The organism is Anaerolineales bacterium, from assembly GCA_016928575.1.
In the GTDB taxonomy this organism is placed as follows: domain Bacteria; phylum Chloroflexota; class Anaerolineae; order Anaerolineales; family RBG-16-64-43; genus JAFGKK01.
Genome location: JAFGKK010000035.1, coordinates 1 through 20,412 on the forward strand (window position 1 = coordinate 1; position 20,412 = coordinate 20,412).

General features: G+C 64.6%; 35 protein-coding genes. All 35 read right to left on the minus strand.

The window, feature by feature from the left end; genetic code table 11:
• Positions 1–956: 956 nt before the first annotated feature.
• Positions 957–2,402 carry a nucleoside triphosphate pyrophosphohydrolase gene (mazG, locus tag JW929_04740; protein ID MBN1438699.1) on the minus strand — a complete coding sequence of 482 codons (1,446 nt, stop codon included), beginning with the start codon at positions 2,400–2,402 and terminating at the stop codon, positions 957–959.
• A gap of 188 nt (positions 2,403–2,590) precedes the next feature.
• A complete protein-coding gene (gene rpsI / locus JW929_04745) occupies positions 2,591–2,983 on the minus strand; it encodes a 30S ribosomal protein S9 (GenBank protein MBN1438700.1) in 393 nt (130 codons plus the stop codon).
• A gap of 15 nt (positions 2,984–2,998) precedes the next feature.
• Positions 2,999–3,427, minus strand: a complete 429-nt coding sequence (rplM, locus tag JW929_04750; GenBank protein ID MBN1438701.1) for a 50S ribosomal protein L13 — start codon at positions 3,425–3,427, stop codon at positions 2,999–3,001.
• A 109-nt stretch (positions 3,428–3,536) separates the two neighbouring features.
• Positions 3,537–4,289: a tRNA pseudouridine(38-40) synthase TruA gene (truA, locus tag JW929_04755; GenBank protein MBN1438702.1), complete on the minus strand. Its 753-nt coding sequence runs from the start codon at positions 4,287–4,289 to the stop codon at positions 3,537–3,539.
• 24 nt (positions 4,290–4,313) lie between these two features.
• Positions 4,314–4,688 (minus strand): 50S ribosomal protein L17, encoded by a 375-nt coding sequence (rplQ, locus tag JW929_04760; protein ID MBN1438703.1) that lies wholly within the window; start codon positions 4,686–4,688, stop codon positions 4,314–4,316.
• Between the two features lie 6 nt (positions 4,689–4,694).
• Positions 4,695–5,684, minus strand: coding sequence for a DNA-directed RNA polymerase subunit alpha (locus JW929_04765; GenBank protein ID MBN1438704.1), 990 nt, complete (start codon positions 5,682–5,684; stop codon positions 4,695–4,697).
• Positions 5,685–5,769: 85 nt separating this feature from the next.
• The gene (gene rpsD, locus JW929_04770; protein ID MBN1438705.1) at positions 5,770–6,411 is read right to left on the minus strand and encodes a 30S ribosomal protein S4; all 642 of its coding nucleotides are present in this window, start codon (positions 6,409–6,411) and stop codon (positions 5,770–5,772) included.
• Between the two features lie 63 nt (positions 6,412–6,474).
• Complete coding sequence (rpsK, locus tag JW929_04775; protein MBN1438706.1) at positions 6,475–6,882, minus strand: 30S ribosomal protein S11; 408 nt, start codon at positions 6,880–6,882, stop codon at positions 6,475–6,477.
• A 190-nt stretch (positions 6,883–7,072) separates the two neighbouring features.
• On the minus strand, positions 7,073–7,462 hold the full coding sequence (gene rpsM / locus JW929_04780) for a 30S ribosomal protein S13 (GenBank protein ID MBN1438707.1): 390 nt from the start codon (positions 7,460–7,462) through the stop codon (positions 7,073–7,075).
• Between the two features lie 2 nt (positions 7,463–7,464).
• Positions 7,465–7,578 (minus strand): 50S ribosomal protein L36, encoded by a 114-nt coding sequence (gene rpmJ / locus JW929_04785; GenBank protein MBN1438708.1) that lies wholly within the window; start codon positions 7,576–7,578, stop codon positions 7,465–7,467.
• A 166-nt stretch (positions 7,579–7,744) separates the two neighbouring features.
• Positions 7,745–8,512 carry a type I methionyl aminopeptidase gene (gene map / locus JW929_04790; GenBank protein ID MBN1438709.1) on the minus strand — a complete coding sequence of 256 codons (768 nt, stop codon included), beginning with the start codon at positions 8,510–8,512 and terminating at the stop codon, positions 7,745–7,747.
• A 9-nt stretch (positions 8,513–8,521) separates the two neighbouring features.
• The gene (locus tag JW929_04795) at positions 8,522–9,172 is read right to left on the minus strand and encodes an adenylate kinase (GenBank protein ID MBN1438710.1); all 651 of its coding nucleotides are present in this window, start codon (positions 9,170–9,172) and stop codon (positions 8,522–8,524) included.
• Between the two features lies 1 nt (position 9,173).
• On the minus strand, positions 9,174–10,526 hold the full coding sequence (gene secY, locus JW929_04800; GenBank protein ID MBN1438711.1) for a preprotein translocase subunit SecY: 1,353 nt from the start codon (positions 10,524–10,526) through the stop codon (positions 9,174–9,176).
• Between the two features lie 30 nt (positions 10,527–10,556).
• Entirely contained in the window at positions 10,557–11,117 is a 561-nt protein-coding gene (rplO, locus tag JW929_04805; protein ID MBN1438712.1) for a 50S ribosomal protein L15, read from the minus strand.
• Complete coding sequence (gene rpmD / locus JW929_04810) at positions 11,114–11,407, minus strand: 50S ribosomal protein L30 (GenBank protein MBN1438713.1); 294 nt, start codon at positions 11,405–11,407, stop codon at positions 11,114–11,116. The genes rplO and rpmD overlap by 4 nt, the downstream gene beginning before the upstream one ends.
• Positions 11,400–11,939 carry a 30S ribosomal protein S5 gene (gene rpsE, locus JW929_04815; protein ID MBN1438714.1) on the minus strand — a complete coding sequence of 180 codons (540 nt, stop codon included), beginning with the start codon at positions 11,937–11,939 and terminating at the stop codon, positions 11,400–11,402. Before rpsE ends, rpmD begins: the two co-directional genes overlap by 8 nt.
• A gap of 34 nt (positions 11,940–11,973) precedes the next feature.
• Positions 11,974–12,339, minus strand: coding sequence for a 50S ribosomal protein L18 (locus JW929_04820; protein ID MBN1438715.1), 366 nt, complete (start codon positions 12,337–12,339; stop codon positions 11,974–11,976).
• Between the two features lie 76 nt (positions 12,340–12,415).
• Entirely contained in the window at positions 12,416–12,973 is a 558-nt protein-coding gene (gene rplF / locus JW929_04825) for a 50S ribosomal protein L6 (GenBank protein ID MBN1438716.1), read from the minus strand.
• A 49-nt stretch (positions 12,974–13,022) separates the two neighbouring features.
• Positions 13,023–13,433, minus strand: a complete 411-nt coding sequence (gene rpsH, locus JW929_04830) for a 30S ribosomal protein S8 (protein MBN1438717.1) — start codon at positions 13,431–13,433, stop codon at positions 13,023–13,025.
• 39 nt (positions 13,434–13,472) lie between these two features.
• Positions 13,473–13,655 carry a type Z 30S ribosomal protein S14 gene (locus JW929_04835; protein MBN1438718.1) on the minus strand — a complete coding sequence of 61 codons (183 nt, stop codon included), beginning with the start codon at positions 13,653–13,655 and terminating at the stop codon, positions 13,473–13,475.
• Between the two features lie 6 nt (positions 13,656–13,661).
• A complete protein-coding gene (rplE, locus tag JW929_04840) occupies positions 13,662–14,207 on the minus strand; it encodes a 50S ribosomal protein L5 (GenBank protein MBN1438719.1) in 546 nt (181 codons plus the stop codon).
• A gap of 11 nt (positions 14,208–14,218) precedes the next feature.
• On the minus strand, positions 14,219–14,557 hold the full coding sequence (locus JW929_04845) for a 50S ribosomal protein L24 (GenBank protein MBN1438720.1): 339 nt from the start codon (positions 14,555–14,557) through the stop codon (positions 14,219–14,221).
• 11 nt (positions 14,558–14,568) lie between these two features.
• A complete protein-coding gene (rplN, locus tag JW929_04850) occupies positions 14,569–14,940 on the minus strand; it encodes a 50S ribosomal protein L14 (protein MBN1438721.1) in 372 nt (123 codons plus the stop codon).
• Positions 14,937–15,281 (minus strand): 30S ribosomal protein S17, encoded by a 345-nt coding sequence (rpsQ, locus tag JW929_04855; GenBank protein MBN1438722.1) that lies wholly within the window; start codon positions 15,279–15,281, stop codon positions 14,937–14,939. The genes rplN and rpsQ overlap by 4 nt, the downstream gene beginning before the upstream one ends.
• Positions 15,278–15,493 carry a 50S ribosomal protein L29 gene (gene rpmC / locus JW929_04860; protein MBN1438723.1) on the minus strand — a complete coding sequence of 72 codons (216 nt, stop codon included), beginning with the start codon at positions 15,491–15,493 and terminating at the stop codon, positions 15,278–15,280. The genes rpsQ and rpmC overlap by 4 nt, the downstream gene beginning before the upstream one ends.
• 5 nt (positions 15,494–15,498) lie before the next feature.
• Positions 15,499–15,927: a 50S ribosomal protein L16 gene (gene rplP, locus JW929_04865; protein MBN1438724.1), complete on the minus strand. Its 429-nt coding sequence runs from the start codon at positions 15,925–15,927 to the stop codon at positions 15,499–15,501.
• Positions 15,928–16,029: 102 nt separating this feature from the next.
• Positions 16,030–16,707, minus strand: a complete 678-nt coding sequence (gene rpsC, locus JW929_04870) for a 30S ribosomal protein S3 (GenBank protein ID MBN1438725.1) — start codon at positions 16,705–16,707, stop codon at positions 16,030–16,032.
• Between the two features lie 10 nt (positions 16,708–16,717).
• A complete protein-coding gene (rplV, locus tag JW929_04875) occupies positions 16,718–17,056 on the minus strand; it encodes a 50S ribosomal protein L22 (GenBank protein MBN1438726.1) in 339 nt (112 codons plus the stop codon).
• Positions 17,049–17,396 (minus strand): 30S ribosomal protein S19, encoded by a 348-nt coding sequence (gene rpsS, locus JW929_04880; GenBank protein MBN1438727.1) that lies wholly within the window; start codon positions 17,394–17,396, stop codon positions 17,049–17,051. Before rpsS ends, rplV begins: the two co-directional genes overlap by 8 nt.
• A gap of 27 nt (positions 17,397–17,423) precedes the next feature.
• Positions 17,424–18,260 carry a 50S ribosomal protein L2 gene (rplB, locus tag JW929_04885; GenBank protein ID MBN1438728.1) on the minus strand — a complete coding sequence of 279 codons (837 nt, stop codon included), beginning with the start codon at positions 18,258–18,260 and terminating at the stop codon, positions 17,424–17,426.
• 4 nt (positions 18,261–18,264) lie between these two features.
• On the minus strand, positions 18,265–18,570 hold the full coding sequence (gene rplW, locus JW929_04890) for a 50S ribosomal protein L23 (protein ID MBN1438729.1): 306 nt from the start codon (positions 18,568–18,570) through the stop codon (positions 18,265–18,267).
• Positions 18,567–19,202 carry a 50S ribosomal protein L4 gene (gene rplD / locus JW929_04895; GenBank protein MBN1438730.1) on the minus strand — a complete coding sequence of 212 codons (636 nt, stop codon included), beginning with the start codon at positions 19,200–19,202 and terminating at the stop codon, positions 18,567–18,569. The genes rplW and rplD overlap by 4 nt, the downstream gene beginning before the upstream one ends.
• 36 nt (positions 19,203–19,238) lie before the next feature.
• The gene (gene rplC / locus JW929_04900) at positions 19,239–19,868 is read right to left on the minus strand and encodes a 50S ribosomal protein L3 (protein ID MBN1438731.1); all 630 of its coding nucleotides are present in this window, start codon (positions 19,866–19,868) and stop codon (positions 19,239–19,241) included.
• A gap of 137 nt (positions 19,869–20,005) precedes the next feature.
• Positions 20,006–20,314, minus strand: a complete 309-nt coding sequence (gene rpsJ / locus JW929_04905; GenBank protein MBN1438732.1) for a 30S ribosomal protein S10 — start codon at positions 20,312–20,314, stop codon at positions 20,006–20,008.
• A 9-nt stretch (positions 20,315–20,323) separates the two neighbouring features.
• Positions 20,324–20,412, minus strand: an 89-nt coding sequence (locus JW929_04910; protein MBN1438733.1) for a hypothetical protein, incomplete at its 5' end; no start/stop codon positions are given.

Consider the following 20,412-nt stretch of genomic DNA (forward strand, 5'->3'; position numbering starts at 1 on the left):
AGGATGGGATGGATTGAACCCGACTGTTCTTTGTCCATCGAGGTTGAGCGGAAGATTTATTACCCTCACGGTAGAACCTTTTCAGGGTACTCACTGCCATAGGCAGTGGTTTTGAAAGGTAATAAAATAAAATGCCCAATTATTCCCCCCTCATCCCATCCTCCCAGCCAATCGCTTAAGCCGGAGGGCTGTGAATAAACACATATCTTCATCCGCAGACGTGGGGCTGGGAGGCCGGTCCCGGCGCAATTCCGGGAAAGGTGCCCGAACTTGTCCCGAGCGCCTGTCCCGAGCGAAGCGAAGGAAAGCGAAGGAAAGCGGCGGGAGGGCGGATGAGGGGGAGTCTGAGCAGTTAAACAAAACAATTCGTTAGGAAAAAAGTCATTAATAATGTTCAACACCTTCCTGTATTCTCCCGTCCCCGCGAGATCATTTTCCTTTTTGCCTTGCTTCCGAGTTGTGTATCATGCAATTCAACCAATCCTGTATCAATGGATCCCGCAACCACAATATCGTCCACGCCTTTCGGCCTTTTTTACAATACTGGAAAAACCCCTTCCCCTGAACGTACGGCCTCGCATAAAGCGACCCCTACCATGCGTACGGGAGTCCTCCACACATCAGCCCCTCTTCGCCGAAAATCTTGGTTGCGGTCACTGATCAAGGGGTGTATACGCTTCCCTTAAATACCTAAACCCTTGGCGAAAAGGGGGCCGACAATCGTCTGCTTGCAATTTGTTCCGGCTGTTGTCAACATCAACTTTTTCTCTTTTCCGCTTTGTGCCCTTTGTGCCTTTTGTGGCTTTTTCATCCCTTACGCGGGATGATGAATACCCCGCAGCCTGCCCCCACGGAGCAACTATGTTTCCGAGTAATTCGTGAATATGGGCGGTCACGGAATGGGGGACTTGCCGCGTAGTTCTTGGTTTTTTCGGTCCTGGATACCGCGCGGGAATTCATTTTTCCGCTTTCGCCGCTTCCCACAGCGCGTCCATTTCCTCGAGGGTCATCTCTTTCAGCGGCTTGCCGAGCCGGGCCGCGCCCGCCTCCACCCGCCCGAAGCGCTGGCGGAAGCGGGCGTTGGATTCGCGCAAGGCGGATTCGGGATTCAGCTTAAGCCAGCGCGCCAGGTTGACGAGGGCGAAGAACACGTCCCCCAGCTCGTGCTCGCGCTCCGCCTCGTCCCGCGCGTTCGCCAATTCCTCGAGTTCCTCGGCCACCTTGGCCTTCACCCCCTCGATCGCCGGCCAATCGAACCCGACCCGCGCCGCGCGCTTCTGGTAGCTGACGGCCTGCTCGAGCGCGGGCAGCGCGGGCGGCACGCCGTTGAACAATCCTTTTCCGGCTTTCTCTTTTTCGCCGCGTTCCGCGGCCTTGATCTGCTCCCAATTCGTAAGCACCTGGCCGACTCCGTCGACCTTCTCCCCGCCGAAGACGTGCGGGTGGCGGCGGTGGATCTTTTCGTCGACCCCGGCCACCACGTCGGCCATGCGGAAATCGCCCGCCTCGGTCGCGATCTGCGCGTGAAGGAGGATCTGCAGCAGCAAGTCGCCGAATTCCTCGGCCATCCCCCGCGCATCCCCGCGGTCGATCGCCTCGAGGACCTCGTAGGCCTCCTCGAGCAGGTTGCCCCGCAGCGAGCGGTGGGTTTGCTCGCGGTCCCACGGGCAGCCGTCCGGCGCCCGCAGGCGCGCGATCGTCTCCTGGAATTCCTCGAAGGCCCCGGAGCGGGGCGGAATGTAAAGCGTCGTCAGGTGGGCGATCCGCCCGCTGCGGTCGATTTGATGCAGCGGCAGTTCCTCCACCGACCGGTCCCGCGTCCCCGCCGCGTGGATCAGCTTCACCGGATGCTCCTCCGGATACTGGTTCATCAGCGTCAGTTTGACTTCCCCGGCCAGCGTGCGCGAATACAGCTGGGCCGCGAGCGCATGGGCGGAAGGCGGGAACGGCGGGTGGTGCCGCGCGGCAAGTTCGACCGCGTCGGAAACGTGCAGCCCGTCCAGCGCGTCCACGCCCAGCACGCCGAGCGCGGGTTCGACGAACGACAGCCCCTCAAGGACCCGCACCCCCAGGCCGCCGGCCTTCGCTCCCGCCAGGATGCGCGCCACGGTGGATTCGCCGACCCGCGGACTGCCGGGCACCGCGTAGGTCACGCCCTCCGGCCGCCGGGCGAGGCGCAGGATTTCGGCCGCGATCGTTTCGTAGACCGCGGTGAAATCGTCCTCCCGCTCGTAGATCGAATCCATCGGCTTCCAGGCGACCTGCGGCAGTTCCTCCACCGCCGGGTGGCGCGCGGTGCGGACCCACACTTCCGGCGCGGCGGCGAGCGCCGCGTACACCTCCTGTGTGACCAGCCCCTTCCCCCCCGGTCCCAGCCCGACGATGACGATTTTAACCGGCATACGGTTCCTCCAAAAACTTCTTTCACCGCGGAGACGCAGAGGACGCGGAGAAATCTCCTCCCCTTTTACTGCTCTTCAATTACTCTGCGTTCTCAGCGTCTCTGCGGTGATTGGTTTGTTAAAGACCAAGCCGGGGCAAGTGTACCCCGGCTGATGAAAAGCGAATAGGAATGCGGCCCGCGGAAAAGCTACCGCTTGGTGTAAGTGGGCGCCTTGCGGGCCCGCTTGAGGCCCGGTTTCTTGCGCTCCTTCATTCGGTCGTCGCGGGTGAGCAGACCTTCCTTGCGCAGCGTGGGGCGGAGGGTTTCGTCCATCTTCACCAGCGCGCGGGCCACGCCCTGCCGCACGGCTTCGGTCTGCCCGGTCACACCGCCGCCCGACACGAGCGCGCTGACCGTCAGTTGGTTCTCCCGTCCCGCCGCCCGGAGCGCCGAAAAGGCGCGCTCAAGGTCGCCCACGCGGGTGAAAAACTCTTTGGCTTCTTTGCCGTTCACGGTCAGCGCGTTGCCGTCCGGAATGATCCGCACGCGGGCGGTGCTTTCCTTGCGCCTTCCGACGCCTTCGAAATATTTGGTCGCCATCGGTCGGTCCCTTCCTTACGCCAGCGGCTTGGGGTGCTGGCTCCCGTGTTTGTGTTCGGCTCCGGCATACACCTTGAGCCACTTGATGATGGATTTGCCGCGTTTGTTGTGCGGCAGCATGCCCCACACCGCGGCGCGGATCACCCGGTCCGGATGCTTGGCGAGCTGGTCGCGAAGCGAAATGCTTTTCATCCCGCCCGGATACCCGGAATGGTGGTAGTAGATCTTGTCCGTCAGCTTCTTGCCGGTGACTCGGATCTTTCCGGCGTTGATGACGATCACGCCGTCGCCGACGGGGACGCCCGGGGTGAAGGTCGGTTTGTGCTTGCCCAGCAGGACGGTCGCCACCTTGCTGGCCAGCCGGCCGAGCACTTCGCCTTCGGCGTCGATGACGTACCATTCCCGTTTAAGATCGGATGCTTTCGGGATGAATGTTTTTTCCACTTTGGTTCTCTCCAAATCTTCTTTTGTCCGGCCCGCCCTCACCCCTGTAAAAAACCGAAAGCGCGCCGTTTTTCCGCCTTCCCTCGTCCGGCATACGCCGGGAGAGGGATCAGAGGGCAAGGGGGCCGGGATACTCGATCCGCATCAGGCATAACCCACTCGCCGCCGCGGGGGCCGCGGCCCTTCCCCGAGGGGGGCGTTCCAGCAAACCGGCGACCGCCGTTTGCTCGCGGCGGCCGAGGCCGATCTGCAGCAGCGTCCCCGTGATCCTGCGCACCATGCGGAATAAAAACGAATCCGCTTCGATCCAGAATTCCAATTCGTCGCCGCTGCGCCGCCACTCCGCCCGCAGAACCGTTCGCACCGTGTGCGAGCCTTTGCGCGGGGCGCTGCCGAAGGCGCCGAAATCGTGCCTGCCCGGGAGCGCCCGCGCCGCCGCCGCCATCCGCTCCAGATCCGGCTCCGGCCACACCCGCAACGCGTACCGCTCCCGCAAAGGGTCGGGCCACGGCGTGAGGATCGCCCGGTAGCGGTAGCAGCGCCGCAGGGCGCCGTAGCGCGGATGGAAATCCGGCTCCGCCCTGCTCAGCGCCGGACAGGCGACATCGTCCGGCAGGAGCGCGTTGAGCGCCCTCTGCAATACCTCCGGCGGATGGCGCCATTCCAGGTCGAAGGCGATCACCTGCCCGGCCGCGTGTACGCCGGCGTCGGTCCGTCCTCCGGAGAGCAGGGTTTGCCCGCGCCAGCCGAGGGCCGCCAGCGCGGAGCGCAGTTCGCCTTCCACCGTGCGGAAATCCGGCTGGGCCTGGAACCCCCGGAAGGCGGTTCCATCGTAGGCGATCGTAGCCTGGTAACGTCCCACGTTCGGCCTCCCGGGCGGGGAGGGTTACTCGACGAACTCCAGCAGAACCATTTCGGCCGCATCCCCCTTGCGCTGCCCCAGGCGCAGTACGCGGGTGTAGCCGCCGTTGGTTTTTTCGTAGCGCGGGGCGATGTCGTCGAACAGCCGCTTGACCATGGCGGGGCTGGCAAGGCGCGCGGCCGCCACCCGGCGGGCATGGACCATCTTCTGGTCTCCGCCGGCGATCCCGCGCTTGGCGAGGGTGACCAGCTTCTCCAACTCGCCGCGCACCGCCAACGCTTTAGCGCGCGTGGTGTGGATCCGTTCGTGCTCCAGGATCTCGTTGATCAGGGTCCGCCGCAGCGAAGTTCGGTGTCCGCTGGAGCGGCCGAGTTTTTTTCCGGCAATCTGGTGTCGCATATCTGACTACTCCATCTGAGGTTCGCGGGGGGCTTCCGCTGGTTCGGTTTCCGGACCGCGCAGGAATCCCTTCTCGCGCAGTTTCTCCCGCAGTTCGTCGAGGCTTTTTTCGCCGAAGTTGCGGATGGAAAGCACGGCGTCTTCGCCCTTGTTCAGCAGCTCGAGAACCTCGCCGACGGTGGTGATCCCGGTGCGCTTGAGAGAGTTGAACACCCGCACCGAAAGGTCGAGCTGTTCGATCGGCGTCTCGAGGATTTCGCTCGAGATCTTCGGCGCCACGGCTTCGGTCGTGCCGATGGTCAGGCTTTCCTCGCTCACCCCGGCCAAGTCGCGCAGGTGGGCGATCAGGATCCGCGCGCTTTGGCTGAGCGCCTCTTCCGGCCGGATCGTCCCGTCGGTCCAGACTTCGATGACCAGGCGGTCGTAATTGGTGTCCTGCCCGACCCGGGAGCGTTCCACGTCGAAATTCACCCGGCGCACGGGCGAGAAGATCGCGTCCACCGGCAATTCGCCGATCGGCATCCGGCCGCGTTCGTCGGAGGGCGAGTACCCGCGCCCCTTCTGGACCGTGAATTCCACGTCGAGCTTGGTTTTCGGATCGTCGACCGTGAACAGGTAGAGGTCCGGGTTGACCACTTCCACCTCCGGCGGCGGTACGACGTCGGCCGCGGTGACGGTGCCTTCGCCGCTCACCTCCAGGCGCAGCCGCGCCGTCTCTCCGGAGACCATCCGCAGCCGCATCTGCTTGATCTGCAGCAGGAGCTGGGTGACGTCTTCCTTAATCCCGGGAATGCTGGAAAATTCGTGCGACACGTCGGAAATCCGCACCGAGGTGACGCTGGCGCCCTCCAGCGAGGAAAGCAGCACCCGGCGCAGGGCGTTGCCGAGCGTGATCCCGTATCCGCTTTCCAGCGGGCTGAGCACGAAGCGCGCGTAATTCTGCGAGACGGCGTCGCGCTCGATCTTGGGCATGACCATGTTGGTGGATATGCTCACGTCGATTCTCTCCTCCGGCGCACCCTGTGGAACCGCGCGCCGAACGACGAACCATGTCCGCCCGCGACGGGGCGGTCGATGAGGCTTACCGCGAGTAGAACTCGACGATCAGCTGTTCGTTCAGTCGGATGTCGCTCAGCTCGTGCCGTTCGGGAAGCTTGGCGATCGAGCCCGAAAGCTTCTCCAAATCCCGGTTGATCCAGGTCGGCACGGTCCGGTTCTCCGAAGCTTCGGCCAGCCCCTTGAAATAGGTCCGGTTGCGGGAGCCGTCGCGGACTGCGATCAAGTCGCCCGGCCGCAGTACCACCGAGGGGACGTCGGTCCTCCTCCCGTTGACGTTGAAGTGCCCGTGGGTGACGAGAGTCCGGGCCTTGGCCCGGCTTTCGGCGAATCCCATCCGGAAGACGACGTTGTCGAGCCGGCTTTCGAGGATCTGCAGCAGATTCAAGCCGGTCATGCCGCGCTTCTTGAGCGCCTCCTGGTAGTAGCGCCGGAACTGCGCCTCGAGGATCCCGTACACCCGCCGCGCCTTCTGCTTCTCGCGCAGCTGGCGGGCGTAGTCGGAAAGCCTCTGGCGCTTGAACTGCGCCTCTTTGCCGTGCTGGCCCGGGGCAAATCCGCGCCGGTCGAAGGCGCACTTCCCCCCCAGGCAACGCTCGCCCTTTAAGAAGAGTTTATCGCCCTCGCGCCGGCATTGCTTGCAAGCCGGTCCAATTCTCTTCGACATGCTGTTTTCCTTCCTTGGCCCGGAAACCCCGCCCGGCGGGGAATTCGGCCGATGAACAACGGTCTAGACCCGGCGCTTCTTCGGTGGACGGCATCCGTTGTGCGGAACGGGGGTGACGTCCCGGATCGAGCGGACTTTCAACCCCGCCCCTTGGATCGCGCGGATGGCGGCCTCGCGGCCCGGCCCCGGCCCGTTGATGAACAGATCGATTTCCTGCATGCCCATATCCTGCGCCGCTTTGGCCGCCTGCTGGGCGGCCATCCGGGCGGCAAAGGGCGTGCTCTTCCGGGAACCCTTGAATCCGGAGGTTCCCGCGCTGGCCCACGAGACGGTGTTGCCCTGCCCGTCCGTCACCGTGACGATGGTGTTGTTGAAGGAAGCGTAAACGTGCGCCTGTCCGTAGGCGACCGACCGCTTGCCTTTCTTGCTGCCGGCGCGCGAGGCGCCGCGAGTGGTTCCTGTTCCTGCCATATTCCCTCACTGCCGAAAACGAACCGATGGATCCGGATGAATGAGTGCGGCGGAAATCCTCCCAGCCGCGGGAGGGGAAGGATCCCCGAGGGATTTCCCGCACGGCCTCTCCCCTTCCCCCCCGCCCCTTCCCCCTCTCCTGGCATAAGCCAGGAGAGGGGGAAGGGGTGCAGGGGTTAGGGGGTGAGGATTATTTCTTCTTCGCTCCGCGCCTGCGTCCGCGCCCGGCGACGGTCTTCTTCGGGCCTTTGCGCGTGCGGGAATTCGTTCGGGTCCGCTGGCCGCGCACCGGAAGGTTGCGGCGATGGCGCAGTCCGCGGTAACAGCCGATTTCCACCAGCCGCTTGACATTCATCTGGACTTCCCGGCGCAGGTCGCCCTCCACCGTGAAATTCTTGCCGATGAATTCGCGCAGCGCGGTCACCTCGGCTTCGGTCAGGTCCTTGATCCGGGTGTCCGGATCGACCTTGGCCGCCTGGAGGATGCGCTTCGAGAGCACGGGGCCGATTCCATAGATGTAGGTCAGACCCACTTCCACCCGCTTGTCACGGGGCAGATCGACGCCTTCGATACGAGCCATGGTTATCCCTGCCTCTGCTTGTGCTTCGGATTCTCGCAAATGACGTAAAGCTTGCCCGCCCGGCGGACCAGCTTGCACTTCGGGCAGCGTTTGCGTACGGACGATGTCACTTTCATGGTTCCTGCACTCCTTTTTCTGCTTGAGCCAAACGACCCATTATACCGGCCGGATTGCGTTCCGAAAAGCCCGTCCCCGCACGGCGCCCTTGCCCGCTCTTGGGCCGTGGGCGAGGCCGCTCACGCAGCCGACGCGACCCCCAAGCCGGAAACCGCCCGACTCCGCTCACGGGACGGTGAGGATCTGCGGCTCCGCGTCGGTCACCGCCACGGTGTGCTCGAAATGCGCCGTCAGCGACAGGTCGCGCGAGACAACCGTCCACTCGTCCGGAAGCACGCGGGTGTCAGGCGTGCCGACGATCACCATCGGCTCCAGCGCGATGGTCATCCCCGGCCGCAGGAGGACGCCCGATCCGGGCCGCATGTAGTTCGGCACCTGCGGTTCTTCGTGCATCGCCCGCCCGACCCCGTGGCTGGTGTAGTTGCGCACCATGAAGAACCCCGCCCGCTCCGCCACTCGCTGCATCGCCGCCGAGACGTCGCCGGTTTTCTTGCCGGGCCGCATCATATCGATCGCCGCGTGCAGAGCCTCCTCGGTCGCCTCCAGGAGCCGCCGGGAGAGCTCGTCCGGCTCCCCGACATACACCGAAAACGCCGCGTCGCCGACAAACCCGTCGAAGATCGCGCCGCAATCCACGCTGACCAGGTCGCCCTCGCGGATCCGGCGTTTGCCGGGGATCCCGTGGACCAGCTCCTCGTTGACCGAGACGCAGGTCACCGCCGGGTAAGGCGGCTGGCCGTACCCCAGGAAGGCGGGCTGCGCACCGTGTTTTTTTAAGAGTTCCGCCGCGGCCTCGTCGACGTCGGCTGTGGTCGCCCCCGGACGGATCGCCGCTTTGGCGGCGGCGAGCGCCAGGGCGTTCACCCGCCCGGCCTCGCGCATGATCGCCAGCTCGCGTTTGGATTTCAGCGTGATGCCGCGCAACGGGGCCATACCGGTGGGTCAGGCGACCGAGGCCAGCAGGTCGCGGGTCACCCCGTCGATCGGCCCCGCCCCGTCGATCTCCGCCAGGATCCCCTTGCGGCGGTAATACTCGATCAGCGGCGCGGTCTGTTCGAAATAAACCCGGATCCGGTTTTTCACCGTCTCCGCCTTGTCGTCCTCCCGCTGGTACAGCTCCGACCCGTCCACATCGCAAATTCCGGCGATCCGAGGCGGGTTGAATTTTTCGTGGTAGACGTGCCCGCCGGCGCGGCACGACCAGCGCCCGCTCAACCGGTCGATCAGCACCTGGGCGTCAACCTTGATGTAGGGCACTCGGCGCACCGCCCCCAGCTGCGAATCGGCCAGGAACCGATCCAAGGCTTCGGCCTGCGGGACCGTCCGCGGAAAGCCGTCCAGGATCGCCCCTTTGGCACAATCCGAATTCTTCATCCGCTCGCGGATCATCGCAATCGTGACATTGTCCGGCACCAGCTCCCCGCGCTGCATGTAGCCCTGGGCCAGGACGCCCAGCTCCGTCTTGCGCGAGAGGTGCTCCCGGAACAGGTCGCCGGAGGAGATGTGCGCCAGGCCCAGCTTCTGGCTGAGCACCTTTGCCTGGGTGCCTTTTCCGGCCCCGGGCGGACCAAGGAGGACGATTAATTCGGCCATCTCATTTCACCAACAAGGATTCGTCGTACCCGCGCAGCTTCAGCTCCGCTTCGAGCGTGAAATACAGTTCGCGGACGACGCCCACGACGATCAACAAGCCCGACGAGGTGATCAACAGCTGGCTGCGCTGCGATCCCAGATCGACGATCAGCCCGACCAGGAACGGCAGGATGGCCACCAACCCCAGGAAGAACGCGCCGGGGAAGGTGATCCGCCGCATCACCCGGGTCAGGTATTTTTGCGTGGCTTCGCCCGAAGTCACGCCGGGGATCTGCGCTCCGCTGCGGCGCAGGTTTTCGGCGAAGTTGGCCTGGGTGAACTGCACGTCGGTGTAAAAGAACGTGAATCCGACCACCAGCAGGAAGAAAATGATGTAGTAGCCGGCGGTGTTGCCGTTCATGAACTGCATCACGCTCAAGGCGGCGTTGTGCAGCCAATGGCTGTTATCCGGGACCGCCCCCACGATCCATCCGGCGAACACGTTCGGCATGGAGATGAAGGTCCCGGCGAAAATCAGGGGGATCATGCCGGCCATGTTGACCATCAGCGGCAGGTTAGCCCGCACCGGCATCGCCTGGCGGAAGCCGATCCGGCGGCCGGGGTACATCACCGGGATGTTGCGCCGCCCCTGCTGGACGATGATGATCAGGAAGATCACCGCGACGATGACCAGGATGTATACCGCCAGGCTGGTCAGCCCGACCATCCCGCCCTTGGCCATCGCCGCCAGGTTGTTCGGGATGCGCGAAACGATCCCGGCGAAGATGATCAGCGACAGGCCCTGGTTGCGCAAGCCGTACTCCGAAATCAGCTCGCCCAGCCAGATGGCGAACATCGTGCCGGCGGTCATCGTGACGATCACCGCGACCGACGGCAGGTTCCAGCCGAAATTCGGAAGGATCGGCTCGGCGTTGGGAGTGTTGATCGCGTTGACGATGCCGATCTGGGAAAGCGACTGCAGCGCCGCCATCGGGACGGCGATGTAGTAGGTCCACCGCTCCATCCAGCGCCGGGCGCCCTGCGGATCCTCCTTCTGCCGCTGTTCCATCCCGGGGATGATCGGCGAGAGCAGCTGCAGGATGATCTGGGCGGTGATGTAGGGATACGGTCCCATGGCCATGACGGAGAAGTTCGCAATCGTGCCGCCCGCGATCATGTCGAGCATGTTGAGGAATGTGCTGCCTTCGGTTTGCAGCAGCGCCCGCAAGGCTTCCAGATTCACGCCCGGCACGGGGACGTGCGACGCCACGCGGTAGATCACCAGCAGCATCAGGCTGATCAGCACCCGGTTGCGGAGATCCTCCGCCGCCCACAGGTGCCGCAGGAAATTAACCGCCTTTCTCAGCATCGACATGGTTCCTCCCAATCCCGTCCTTCCGCGCCGCTAGGCCTGCGCCGGTTTCTTGGCGGCCGGTTTCTTGGCAGCCGGCTTCTTCGCGGCCTTTTTCTTTTCCGGTTTGGGCGCCGCGGCTTCCGGCGCGGCGGCCGCGGGCTGGGGAGCTTCCCAGGCCTCGACCTTGCCGCCCGCCGCTTCGATTTTGGCCTTTGCGCCGCCGCTGACCTTATGCACCCGGACGGTCAAAGCCGCCTTGATTTCGCCGCGTCCAAGGACGGCCACCGGCTTCTGTGCGCTGGAGACCAGCCCCTGCTCGGCCAGGAATTCCGGCGTCACCTCCGCTCCCGCGGGCAGGTTCGCCAAACGGTCCAGGTTAACTTCTTGGTAGCGCAGGGTGGTGAGCGGCGAAAAACCGCGTTTGAAGGGAAGTTTGCGGAAAAACGGAAGGTTGCCGCCCTGGAAATACTGCGACGGACCGCCGCCTTGGCGCGCTCCCTGGCCTTTGGTTCCGCGGCCGGCCGTTTTGCCCTGGCCGGCGGAAATCCCGCGCCCGACCCGCTTACGGCGGTGGGCGGCTCCCGGATTGGGGTGCAGTTCGTGCAATTTCATGACGATTTCTCCTTGCCCGTTCCGGCTTGCACATCGACCATATGGTTCACTTTGGCAAGCATCCCCCGCAGCTGCGGCGTGTCCGGCTGCTCTACCGTCTGGCGGATGCGCTTCAGCCCGAGGGCCGCAATCGTCGCTTTATGGCGGTAAGTCGATCCGATCGGACTGCGCACGAGCGTGATCCGCAGGATGGAGGCGGCCGCAGGCTTGGAGGGTTTCGGCTTTGCAGCTTTTGGCCGCTTGGCGGCCTCCCGCACGGCCGGTTTCTTGGCGGTTTTTTTCTCAGTCATTCGCTTTTCGCTCCCAGAAGGGCATCACGTGGCCGGCTTCCTTCCCGCGAACGGCCGCCAGGACCGCCGGATCCTTGAGCTGGTCCAGCGCGTCCACCGTAGCCGAGACGACATTCAGCACGTTCGCCGAACCCATCGATTTGGTCAGGATGTCGTGGACCCCGGTCGCTTCCAGGACGGCGCGCACGCCGCCGGCCGCAATCACGCCCGTGCCGGGCGAAGCCGGCTTGAGGAGAACCACCGCGCCGCCGCAGCGGCCGGTCACCTCGTGGGGGATGGTGGATTTGGCGAGCGGGACCTGGTGCATCAGGCGCCGCGCCTTTTCGGTCCCCTTGCGGATTGCGTCCGGGACCACCCGGCTTTTGCCGACTCCCACGCCGACCCGCCCCTTGTTGTCGCCCACCACCACCACGGTGCGGAAGGTGAAATGGCGTCCGCCTTTGACCACCTTGGCCACCCGGGCAATGTCGATGACCCGTTCGTCGAATTCGGGTTTGATCTCCTCGGATTCCCGCTTGCTAAATCGTGGCATCGTCTACTCCGTTGCGCGTTCGCGCCTTCTGTTCTCAGAACTGCAATCCCGCTTCGCGGGCCGCTTCCGCCAGGGCCTTGACCCGGCCGTGATACCGGTACCCGCCGCGGTCGAAGACCACCTGTTTGATCCCCGCTTGTTGCGCCCGCCGGGCGAGCGCCGCGCCGACTTCCTTGGCCTGGTCCGATTTTTTCATCTTGCCGATCTTTTCCCGCAATTCCTTGTCGACGGTCGAGACCGCCACCAGGGTGTTCCCAGTGGAGTCATCGATCACCTGAGCGTAGATTTGGGACAGGCTGCGGAACACCGAGACCCGCGGGCGGTCGGCGGTTCCCGCGATGCGCCGGCGGACCCGGATGTGGCGCCTGCTGCGTTTATGTGCGCGCGATTTCTGACTCATCTTCTTCCCTCATTCTGGGAGCGCTCCGAACGCCCCGCGGGCGGCCGGGGCGCGGAAGCCGGAGCCTCCGAATAAATTATTTCCCGGCCGCGGCGGTCTTGCCGGCTTTGCCGGCCTTGCGCCGCACCCGTTCGCCGACGTAGCGCAGGCCCTTGCCCTTGTAAGGTTCCGGAGGCCGGATCTTGCGCAGATCGGCCGCGAGCTGGCCCACCTGTTCGCGGTCGAACCCGCGGATTTGGATCGTGCGGGCCTTTTCGTCGACTCCAAAAGATATTCCGGCCGGCGGCTTGACCGTCACCGGATGCGAAAACCCCAGGTTCAGGACCAGGTCGGAGCCTTTGATCTCGGCCCGGTAGCCGACCCCTTCCACCTGGAGTTCTTTTTGGAACCCGACGCTCACCCCGGTGACCATGTTTTGGATCAGCGCCCGCGCCATTCCATGCGATGCGCGCTCGATGCGGGCGTCGGATGAGCGCTTCACCTGAAGCGAATCGGCTTCCTTGTGGATGGCGAGGAACGCCGGGAAGGTGCGGGCCATCTCGCCTTTCGGCCCCTTGACCTTGACGGTGGTTCCTTCGATTTGAATTTGCACTCCCGCCGGGATTTTCACCGGCATTCGACCGATCCGTGACACGCCAACCTCCTTTGAACCTTCGGCCCGGCTGCACAGCCCGAGCCGGCGCCTACCACACCTTGCAGATCACCTCGCCGCCCACGCCCAGCTTCCGCGCCCGGGCGCCGGTCATGATCCCCTTCGGAGTGGACACGATCGTGACCCCGAGCCCCGAAAGGACCCGCGGGATTTCCCGCTTCCCGGCATACACCCGGCGGCCCGGCCGGCTGACCCGCTCGAGCCCGGTGATCACCGGCCGCCGTTCGCGGCGCTCGCCCATGTATTTTAAGTACACCCGCAGCACGCCCTGCGGCGAACCTTCGGCGGCCACCTCGAACTTCTCGATGTAGCCTTCCTCCTTGAGGATCGCCGCCACGGCCGTCTTCATCTTGGAGTTCGGCATCGCCACCAGGGCGTGCCCGGCCAAGAGTCCGTTGCGGATGCGGGTGAGCATATCGGCAATGGGATCAACCACAGTCATTAGACCACTCTCCTTCTCAGGGCAGCGACCGCCCTGCGCCTACCAGGACGACTTGACCACGCCGGGGATTTTTCCGCTGAGCGCCATCTCGCGGAAACAAATGCGGCATAGCTGGAATTTCCGCATGTATCCCCGCGGCCGACCGCACACCCGGCAGCGGTTGCGGACCCGCTCCGGATACTTGCGCCGCGTTTCCCGAATCACGATCGATTTCTTCGCCATATCGCGCTATCCCTTCTGAAACGGCATGCCCATGAGCTGCAGGAGGCGCCGCCCTTCCTGATCGTTCCGCGCCGACGTCACGATGGTCACTTCGAAGCCCCGGATTTTGTCGATCTTGTCGTATTGGATCTCCGGGAAGATCAGCTGTTCGCGCAACCCGAGGGTGTAATTGCCGCGCCCGTCGAACGCGTCGGAGGACACCCCGCGGAAATCACGGACGCGCGGGAGGGCGACGTTCATCAGCCGGTCCAGGAACGACCACATCCGCGCCCCGCGCAGGGTGACCGTCACGCCGATCTGCCGGCCTTCGCGCAGTTTGAAATTCGCCACGCTTTTGCGCGCCTTGGTGACGACCGGCTTCTGCCCGGTGATGACAGTCACGTCCCCGACCGCCGCCTCGAGCGCCTTCGGATTGTCGATCGCCTCCCCGCACCCCACGTTCAACACCACCTTGCGCAGCCGCGGGATCTGCATCACGTTCTTGAAGGAAAACTCGCGCTGCAACGCGGGAGCCACTTCTTTGCGATAGCGGTCTTGCAGATAATGCGTCATGCTGCCTTCTCCTATTTGCTGCCGGCGCCGTCCAGCGGGGCTTCGCAGGCCCGGCAATACCGCCGTCGGCGCTCCTCCTCGGCCCGGCGCACCACGCGGGTGAGTTGGTCGCATTTCGGGCAGACCACCATCACGTTGGAGGCGTGGATCGGAGCGGGAAACTCCACCTTGCCGCCCTTGATCGAAGATCCGGACCCGGTTTGCTTGTTCTGGCGGGTGTGCTTCTTGGCCAAGTTCACGCCCTCGACCACGACCCGGTTTTCCTTGGGCAGTACCCGCAGCACAACGCCCCGCTTGCCGCGGTCGGATCCGCTGATGATTTCGACTGTGTCGCCCTTCTTAATATCCACGGTGCGCTCCTCTAAATGACTTCCGGCGCCAGGGAGACGATCTTCATAAACCCCTTTTCGCGCAATTCCCGCGCCACCGGTCCGAAAATTCTCGTGCCCTTCGGATTCTCCCCGTCCGCGTCGAGGATCACGGCGGCATTGTCGTCGAAGCGGATGTAGGAGCCGTCGTCGCGCCGATATTCCTTGGCGGTCCGGACGATCACGGCCTTCACCACTTCGCTCTTTTTCACCGTACCCTGGGGCGCGGCGGATTTCACCGTCGCCACGACCACGTCCCCGATGCCTCCCGTCTTGCGCCGCGAACCGCCCTGGATGTGAATCACCAGAATCTCGCGCGCGCCGGTGTTGTCTGCGACGACCAGGCGGGTTTCCTGCTGAATCATTCCCCACCTCCGGCGACGGGCTGGGCGTCGGCTTTTTCCTTGGCGGCCGGCTGCAGCTCGCTCTCGGCGCCCTCCGCCGTCACCTCGCGGATCCGGCGGTCGTGGGCGAGGATGCTTTCCACCGCCCAGCGCTTGCGCCGGGACACGGGCTTGCTTTCCACGATCTGCACCCGGTCGCCTTTCTGGCAGCCGCGTTCGTCGTGGGCCAGGAACTTCTGGCTGCGGTGAACCACCTTGCCGTACAACGGGTGGCGCACCGTGCGGTCCACCCGGACCACCACGGTTTTGGTCATGCTGGTACCGACCACGGTACCGATCATGCGTCGGCGCGGATTGGTCATTGGGCCTTCCCTTCCGGAGCAGATTCGATTTCCCGTTCGCGCAGCAGGGTGCGGATCCGCGCGATGTGGCGGCGGGCGATCCGCAGACGCGAAGTGTCGTTCTGCTGCCCCATGGTGAATTGGAAGCGCAGGTTCATCATTTCCTTGCAGGCTTGGTCGAGCTGGACGCGCAGGTCGTCGGTGCTCAGCGCGCGCAATTCCTTGGTCTTCATGGCGGTCACTCCTTGGCGCCCGCGGCTTCGAGCTTCGCCAGGACTTTCGTCTTCAGGCCGAATTTAAAGGCCGCGAGCCTCAGCGCGGCGCGCGCCGCTTCTTCGGGCAAACCGCCCACCTCGAAGATGATCCGTCCCGGTTTCACCACCGCCACCCAATGGTCGACGGCGCCCTTGCCCTTGCCCATGCGGGTTTCGGCCGCCTTGATGGTGATGGGCTTATCGGGAAAAATCCGAATCCAGATCTTGCCGCGGCGTTTCATCGAATGCACCAGGGCGCGGCGGGCCGCCTCGATCTGCCGCTGGGTGAGCCAGCCCGGCTCGATTGCCTGCAACCCGTACTCCCCGAAGCTGAGCTCGGTGCCGCGGGTTTCGCAGCCCTTCATCCGGCCGCGCATCTGTTTGCGCCATTTTACGCGCTTGGGCATTAACATGCTGATCTTCCTCCGTTACCGCCCCATCCCCCGCCCCGCCCCCTCCCCCTTCTCCCGGCTGGTGTCAGGCAAAGGGGGGAAGACCGGGATGGGAGTTGAGGTCTACTCCGAAACGTACGCGCCTTCCGTCATTCCCACTTTCTCTTCGGTCTCCGGGCGCGCTTCGCCCTTGTAGATCCAGACCTTCACCCCGATCCGCCCGAAGGTGGTCAGGGCTTCGGTGCGGGCGAAATCGACGTCGGCCCGCAGCCACTGCAGCGGGACGCGGCCTTCGCGCATCCATTCGGTGCGCTTCATCTCGCTGCCCGAAAGGCGTCCGGCGCACATCACCTTCACGCCCTGGGCCCCCTGCCGAATGGCCTGCGCCACCGCCCGCTTCATGGCGCGGTTGTGGCTGATCCGGCGTTCCAGCTGGCGGGCGATGTTGTCGGCCACCAGCGGGGCTGAGGTGTCCGGCTGGGTGATTTCCTGGACCTTCAGATCCACCTTGCAGCCGGTGATCTTTTCCAGCTGCTGGCGCAGCTCCTTGACCGCGGCGCCCTTGCGTCCGATGAACACGCCCGGCTTGGCGGTGAAGACGAAGACACGCACCAGGTTGTGGTCGCGCTCGATCTCCACACGCGCAATCGCCGCGTCCGAAGCGTTCTTAAGAATCAGCCTGCGGATCTCGGCGTCCTGGTGCAGCCGCTGGGCGTATTCCTTGCCCTCGGCGAACCAGCGGCTCTCCCACGTTTTGTTGATCTTGAGGCGGAACCCGATCGGATGAACTTTACGGCCCATGACTGCTCCTTCACTCTTCTTCGCGCAGGACGATGGTCACGTGCGACGACCGGCGGAGGATCGGCTTGAACCGGCCCCGGGCGCCGAAGCGGCGCCACTTGCGGGTGGGGCCTTCGTCGGCGAACATCCGCGCGATCACCAGGTCTTCCTTGTGCAAGCCCTGATTTTGGACCGCGTTGGCAATCGCCGATTGCAGGAGTTTGGCGAGCCTGGTTGCGGCGGTCTGGGGCATGGATTGCAGATAGGCGAGCGCCTCGTCCGCCTTTCGCCCCCGCACGGCGGTCATCACCCGGCGCATCTTCTGGGCCGAGGACGGGGCGTAGCGCATCTTGGCGCGGACTTCACTCATTGCCGCCCTCCTTCTTGGCCGCCGAGCCCTTTCCGGAAACCGCCGGCGCTTCCGCCCCGGCCGCGGCTGCGGCGAGCGATTCCTTGGTGACGTGCCCGCGGAAGGTCCGGGTCGGGGCGAACTCGCCCAACCGGTGGCCGACCATGTTTTCCGTGACGTAGATCGGCACATGCCGGCGCCCGTCGTGGACGGCGATGGTGTGCCCGACCATCTGGGGGAAGATCGTGCTGGCCCGGCTCCAGGTGCGGACAACTTTCTTCTCGCCCTTCTGGTTCATGGCCTCGACCTTCTTGAGCAGCTTGGGCTCGATGAACGGCCCTTTTTTCAGCGATCGCGACATAGTTGCTTCTCCTCAGGCGCCGCTATCCTACTTGCGCTTGGACGGCCGGCGCCGGACGATGAACCGGTCGGTCTTCTTGTTGTTGCGGGTGCGGTACCCGCGGGTGGGTTTGCCCCACGGGCTCTTCGGACCGGGCATGCCCACCGGCTGCCGGCCCTCTCCGCCGCCGTGGGGATGGTCGCGCGGCGACATGGCCGTGCCGCGCACGGTCGGGCGGATTCCCATATGGCGCTTGCGCCCGGCTTTGCCCAGTTTGATGTTGCGCTTGTCGGCGTTTCCCACCACGCCGATCGTGGCATAGCAGGTTTGGCGGATCAGGCGCATCTCGCCGGAAGGCAGCCGCAATTGGGCGTATTGGCCTTCCTTGGCCAGCAGCTGCGCCCCGGTGCCGGCCGAGCGCGCCAATTGCCCGCCCTTGCCCTCCTGAAGCTCGATGTTGTGGACCATCGTCCCCACCGGGATCTGCGAAATCGGCAGGGCGTTTCCCGGATGAATCTCGGCCTGGGTTCCGGAGACGACCGTATCGCCCACCTTCAGCTCCAGCGGGGCGATGATGTAGCGCTTCTCCCCGTCGGCGTACGCCAGCAGCGCGATCCTCGCCGAGCGGTTCGGATCGTACTCGATCGCTTGGACGCGGGCGGGAATGTCGAGCTTGTCGCGTTTGTAATCCACCATCCGGATGTGGCGGCGGCTGCCGCCGCCCTGGTGGCGGACGGTGACCTTGCCGCGGTTGTTGCGGCCGCCGCGCTTCTGCTTCGAGACGATCAGCGACCGCTCCGGCGATTTCCGGGTGATCTCCTCAAAGGTCGAACTGGTCATCCCCCGCCGCCCCGGCGAGGTGGGTTTGTACGTTTTTACCGGCATGGGATTATCCCTTCACCCCTTCGAATATGGGGATGTTCCCCTTGGACAGCGTGACGATGGCCTTCTTGTAAGCCTTGCGGCGGACGCGCAACCGGCGGGTCCGCAGCGAACGGGTCTTCTTCGGCGTGGCAACGACGATATCCACCTGGGCCACTTCGACGTTGTCGAACATCCGCTCCACGGCCTGCTTGACCAGGATCCTGGTTGCCCGCGGGGAGACTTCAAAGGTGAATTGGTGCTCCTTGGCCAGCCGGATGGATTTTTCCGAAATGATCGGCCGGCGCAGGACGCTTTCCAAATTTTCCGTCATTTCGTCCTCCCCGGATCCAGCCACTCTTGAATTTGTTCGACCGCCGCCAGAGCGAGAACCACCTTTTCGTGTTGGAACAGGTCCCGGACGTTAAGGTAGCCGGCGCGCAGCGTCTTAGCCCGGGCAAGGTTGCGCGTGGAACGTTCGATGATCTCGTTGCGCTCCGACAGCACCACCAGGGCGTTGTCGGTCCCGGCGACATCCTTCAGCGCCTTGGCCATGGCCGCGGTGTTGGCCTTGGCCAGGGCGATCCGATCCACGACCACCACCGCCTTGTCGGTCACCCTGGCGGAGATCGCGGAGCGCAGCGCGGCCCGGCGCATGCCGCGCGGCATCTTCAGAGTGTAATCGCGCGGGACGGGGGTGTGCACCTTGCCGCCGCCGCGCCATTGCGGGGCGCGGGTCGAACCCTGGCGGGCCCGGCCGGTGCCCTTCTGCTTCCACGGCTTGCGGCCGCCCCCGCTCACCTCCCCGCGGCCCTTGGTTTTGTGAGTCCCGAGACGCGCGTTCGCCTGCTGGTAAACCAGCGCCTGGTGCATCAGGTCTTCGCGCAAGGGCGCCTGGAACACGGCCGCCGGCAGGTCCACTTGGCGCACCACTTTGCCCTTCATGTTGACGACTTCAACTTCCATCGCTTAGCATCCCTTCTGGCAGATCGTGCCGGGCCGTCACTGCTTGCGCGCTTCGCGGATGATGACGATCCCGCCTTTGGGGCCGGGAACGCTGCCGGCCACACCCAGCAGGTTGCGCTCCGAATCCACCAGGGCTACCCGCAAGCCGGAGGAAGTCACCCTGGCCGATCCCATGTGTCCGGCCATGCGCTTGCCCTTGTAGATCCGGCCCGGCGTCGTGGTGGATCCGATCGCGCCCGGGGCGCGCTGGCGGTCAGATTGTCCATGGGTGATCGGGCCGCCGCCGAAGCCGTGGCGCTTCATCCCGCCCTGGAAGCCTTTGCCCTTGGAGGTGCCGATGACGTCCACCTTCTCGCCGGTCTTGAAGATGTCGACCGAGATTTTATCGCCCGGTTTCGGCGTCTGGTCGGAGTCGATCCGGAGTTCCCGCAAGTGGCGCAGGGGCGGAAGCGAGGCTTTTTGCAGGTGGCCGAGTTCGCCGGCGGCCAGGCGCTTGCTCTTGGTCTCGGCGAAACCGATCTGAACCGCGCTGTAGCCTTCCTTTTCCTTCGTCCGGACCTGGGCAACAAAACACGGCCCAGCTTCAATGATGGTGACCGGGACCATGCGTCCGGCATCGTCGAATATCTGGGCCATGCCCAATTTTTTCCCAATCAAACCCTTCATCCTGTTTTCTCCTGTAGCGATCCCGGGACTGTCAGCCTGGGAAGGGCTGCATCATCCCCGCGGCCGGGAGTCAATCCGCCGTCTGCGCCGCGGCGCAGGCCCGGACGGGCTCTTCCCGGACGGTGGACACCTGCGGATCAGATCTTCATTTCCACGTCGACGCCGGCCGGCAAATTCAACCGCATCAGCGCGTCCAGCGTCTTGGCGTCCGGCTCCAGCACTTCGATCAGCCGTTTGTGGGTGCGGATTTCGAAATGCTCGTGCGAATCCTTGTCGATGTAGGCCCCGCGCCGGACGGTGTACGCTTCGTGCTCGGTCGGCAGGGGAACCGGGCCCACCACGTGGGCTCCGTTGCGCTCCGCCGCCTCGACGATGCGTTTGGCCGATTGGTCCAGGATGCGATGATCGTATGCTTTTAATCGGATGCGGATTTTCTGTCGAGCCATTGTCGTCGCCTAGTCGATGATTTCGGTGATCACGCCGGCGCCTACCGTCAGGCCGCCCTCGCGGATCGCGAATTTCGAACCCTTCTCGAGCGCCACCG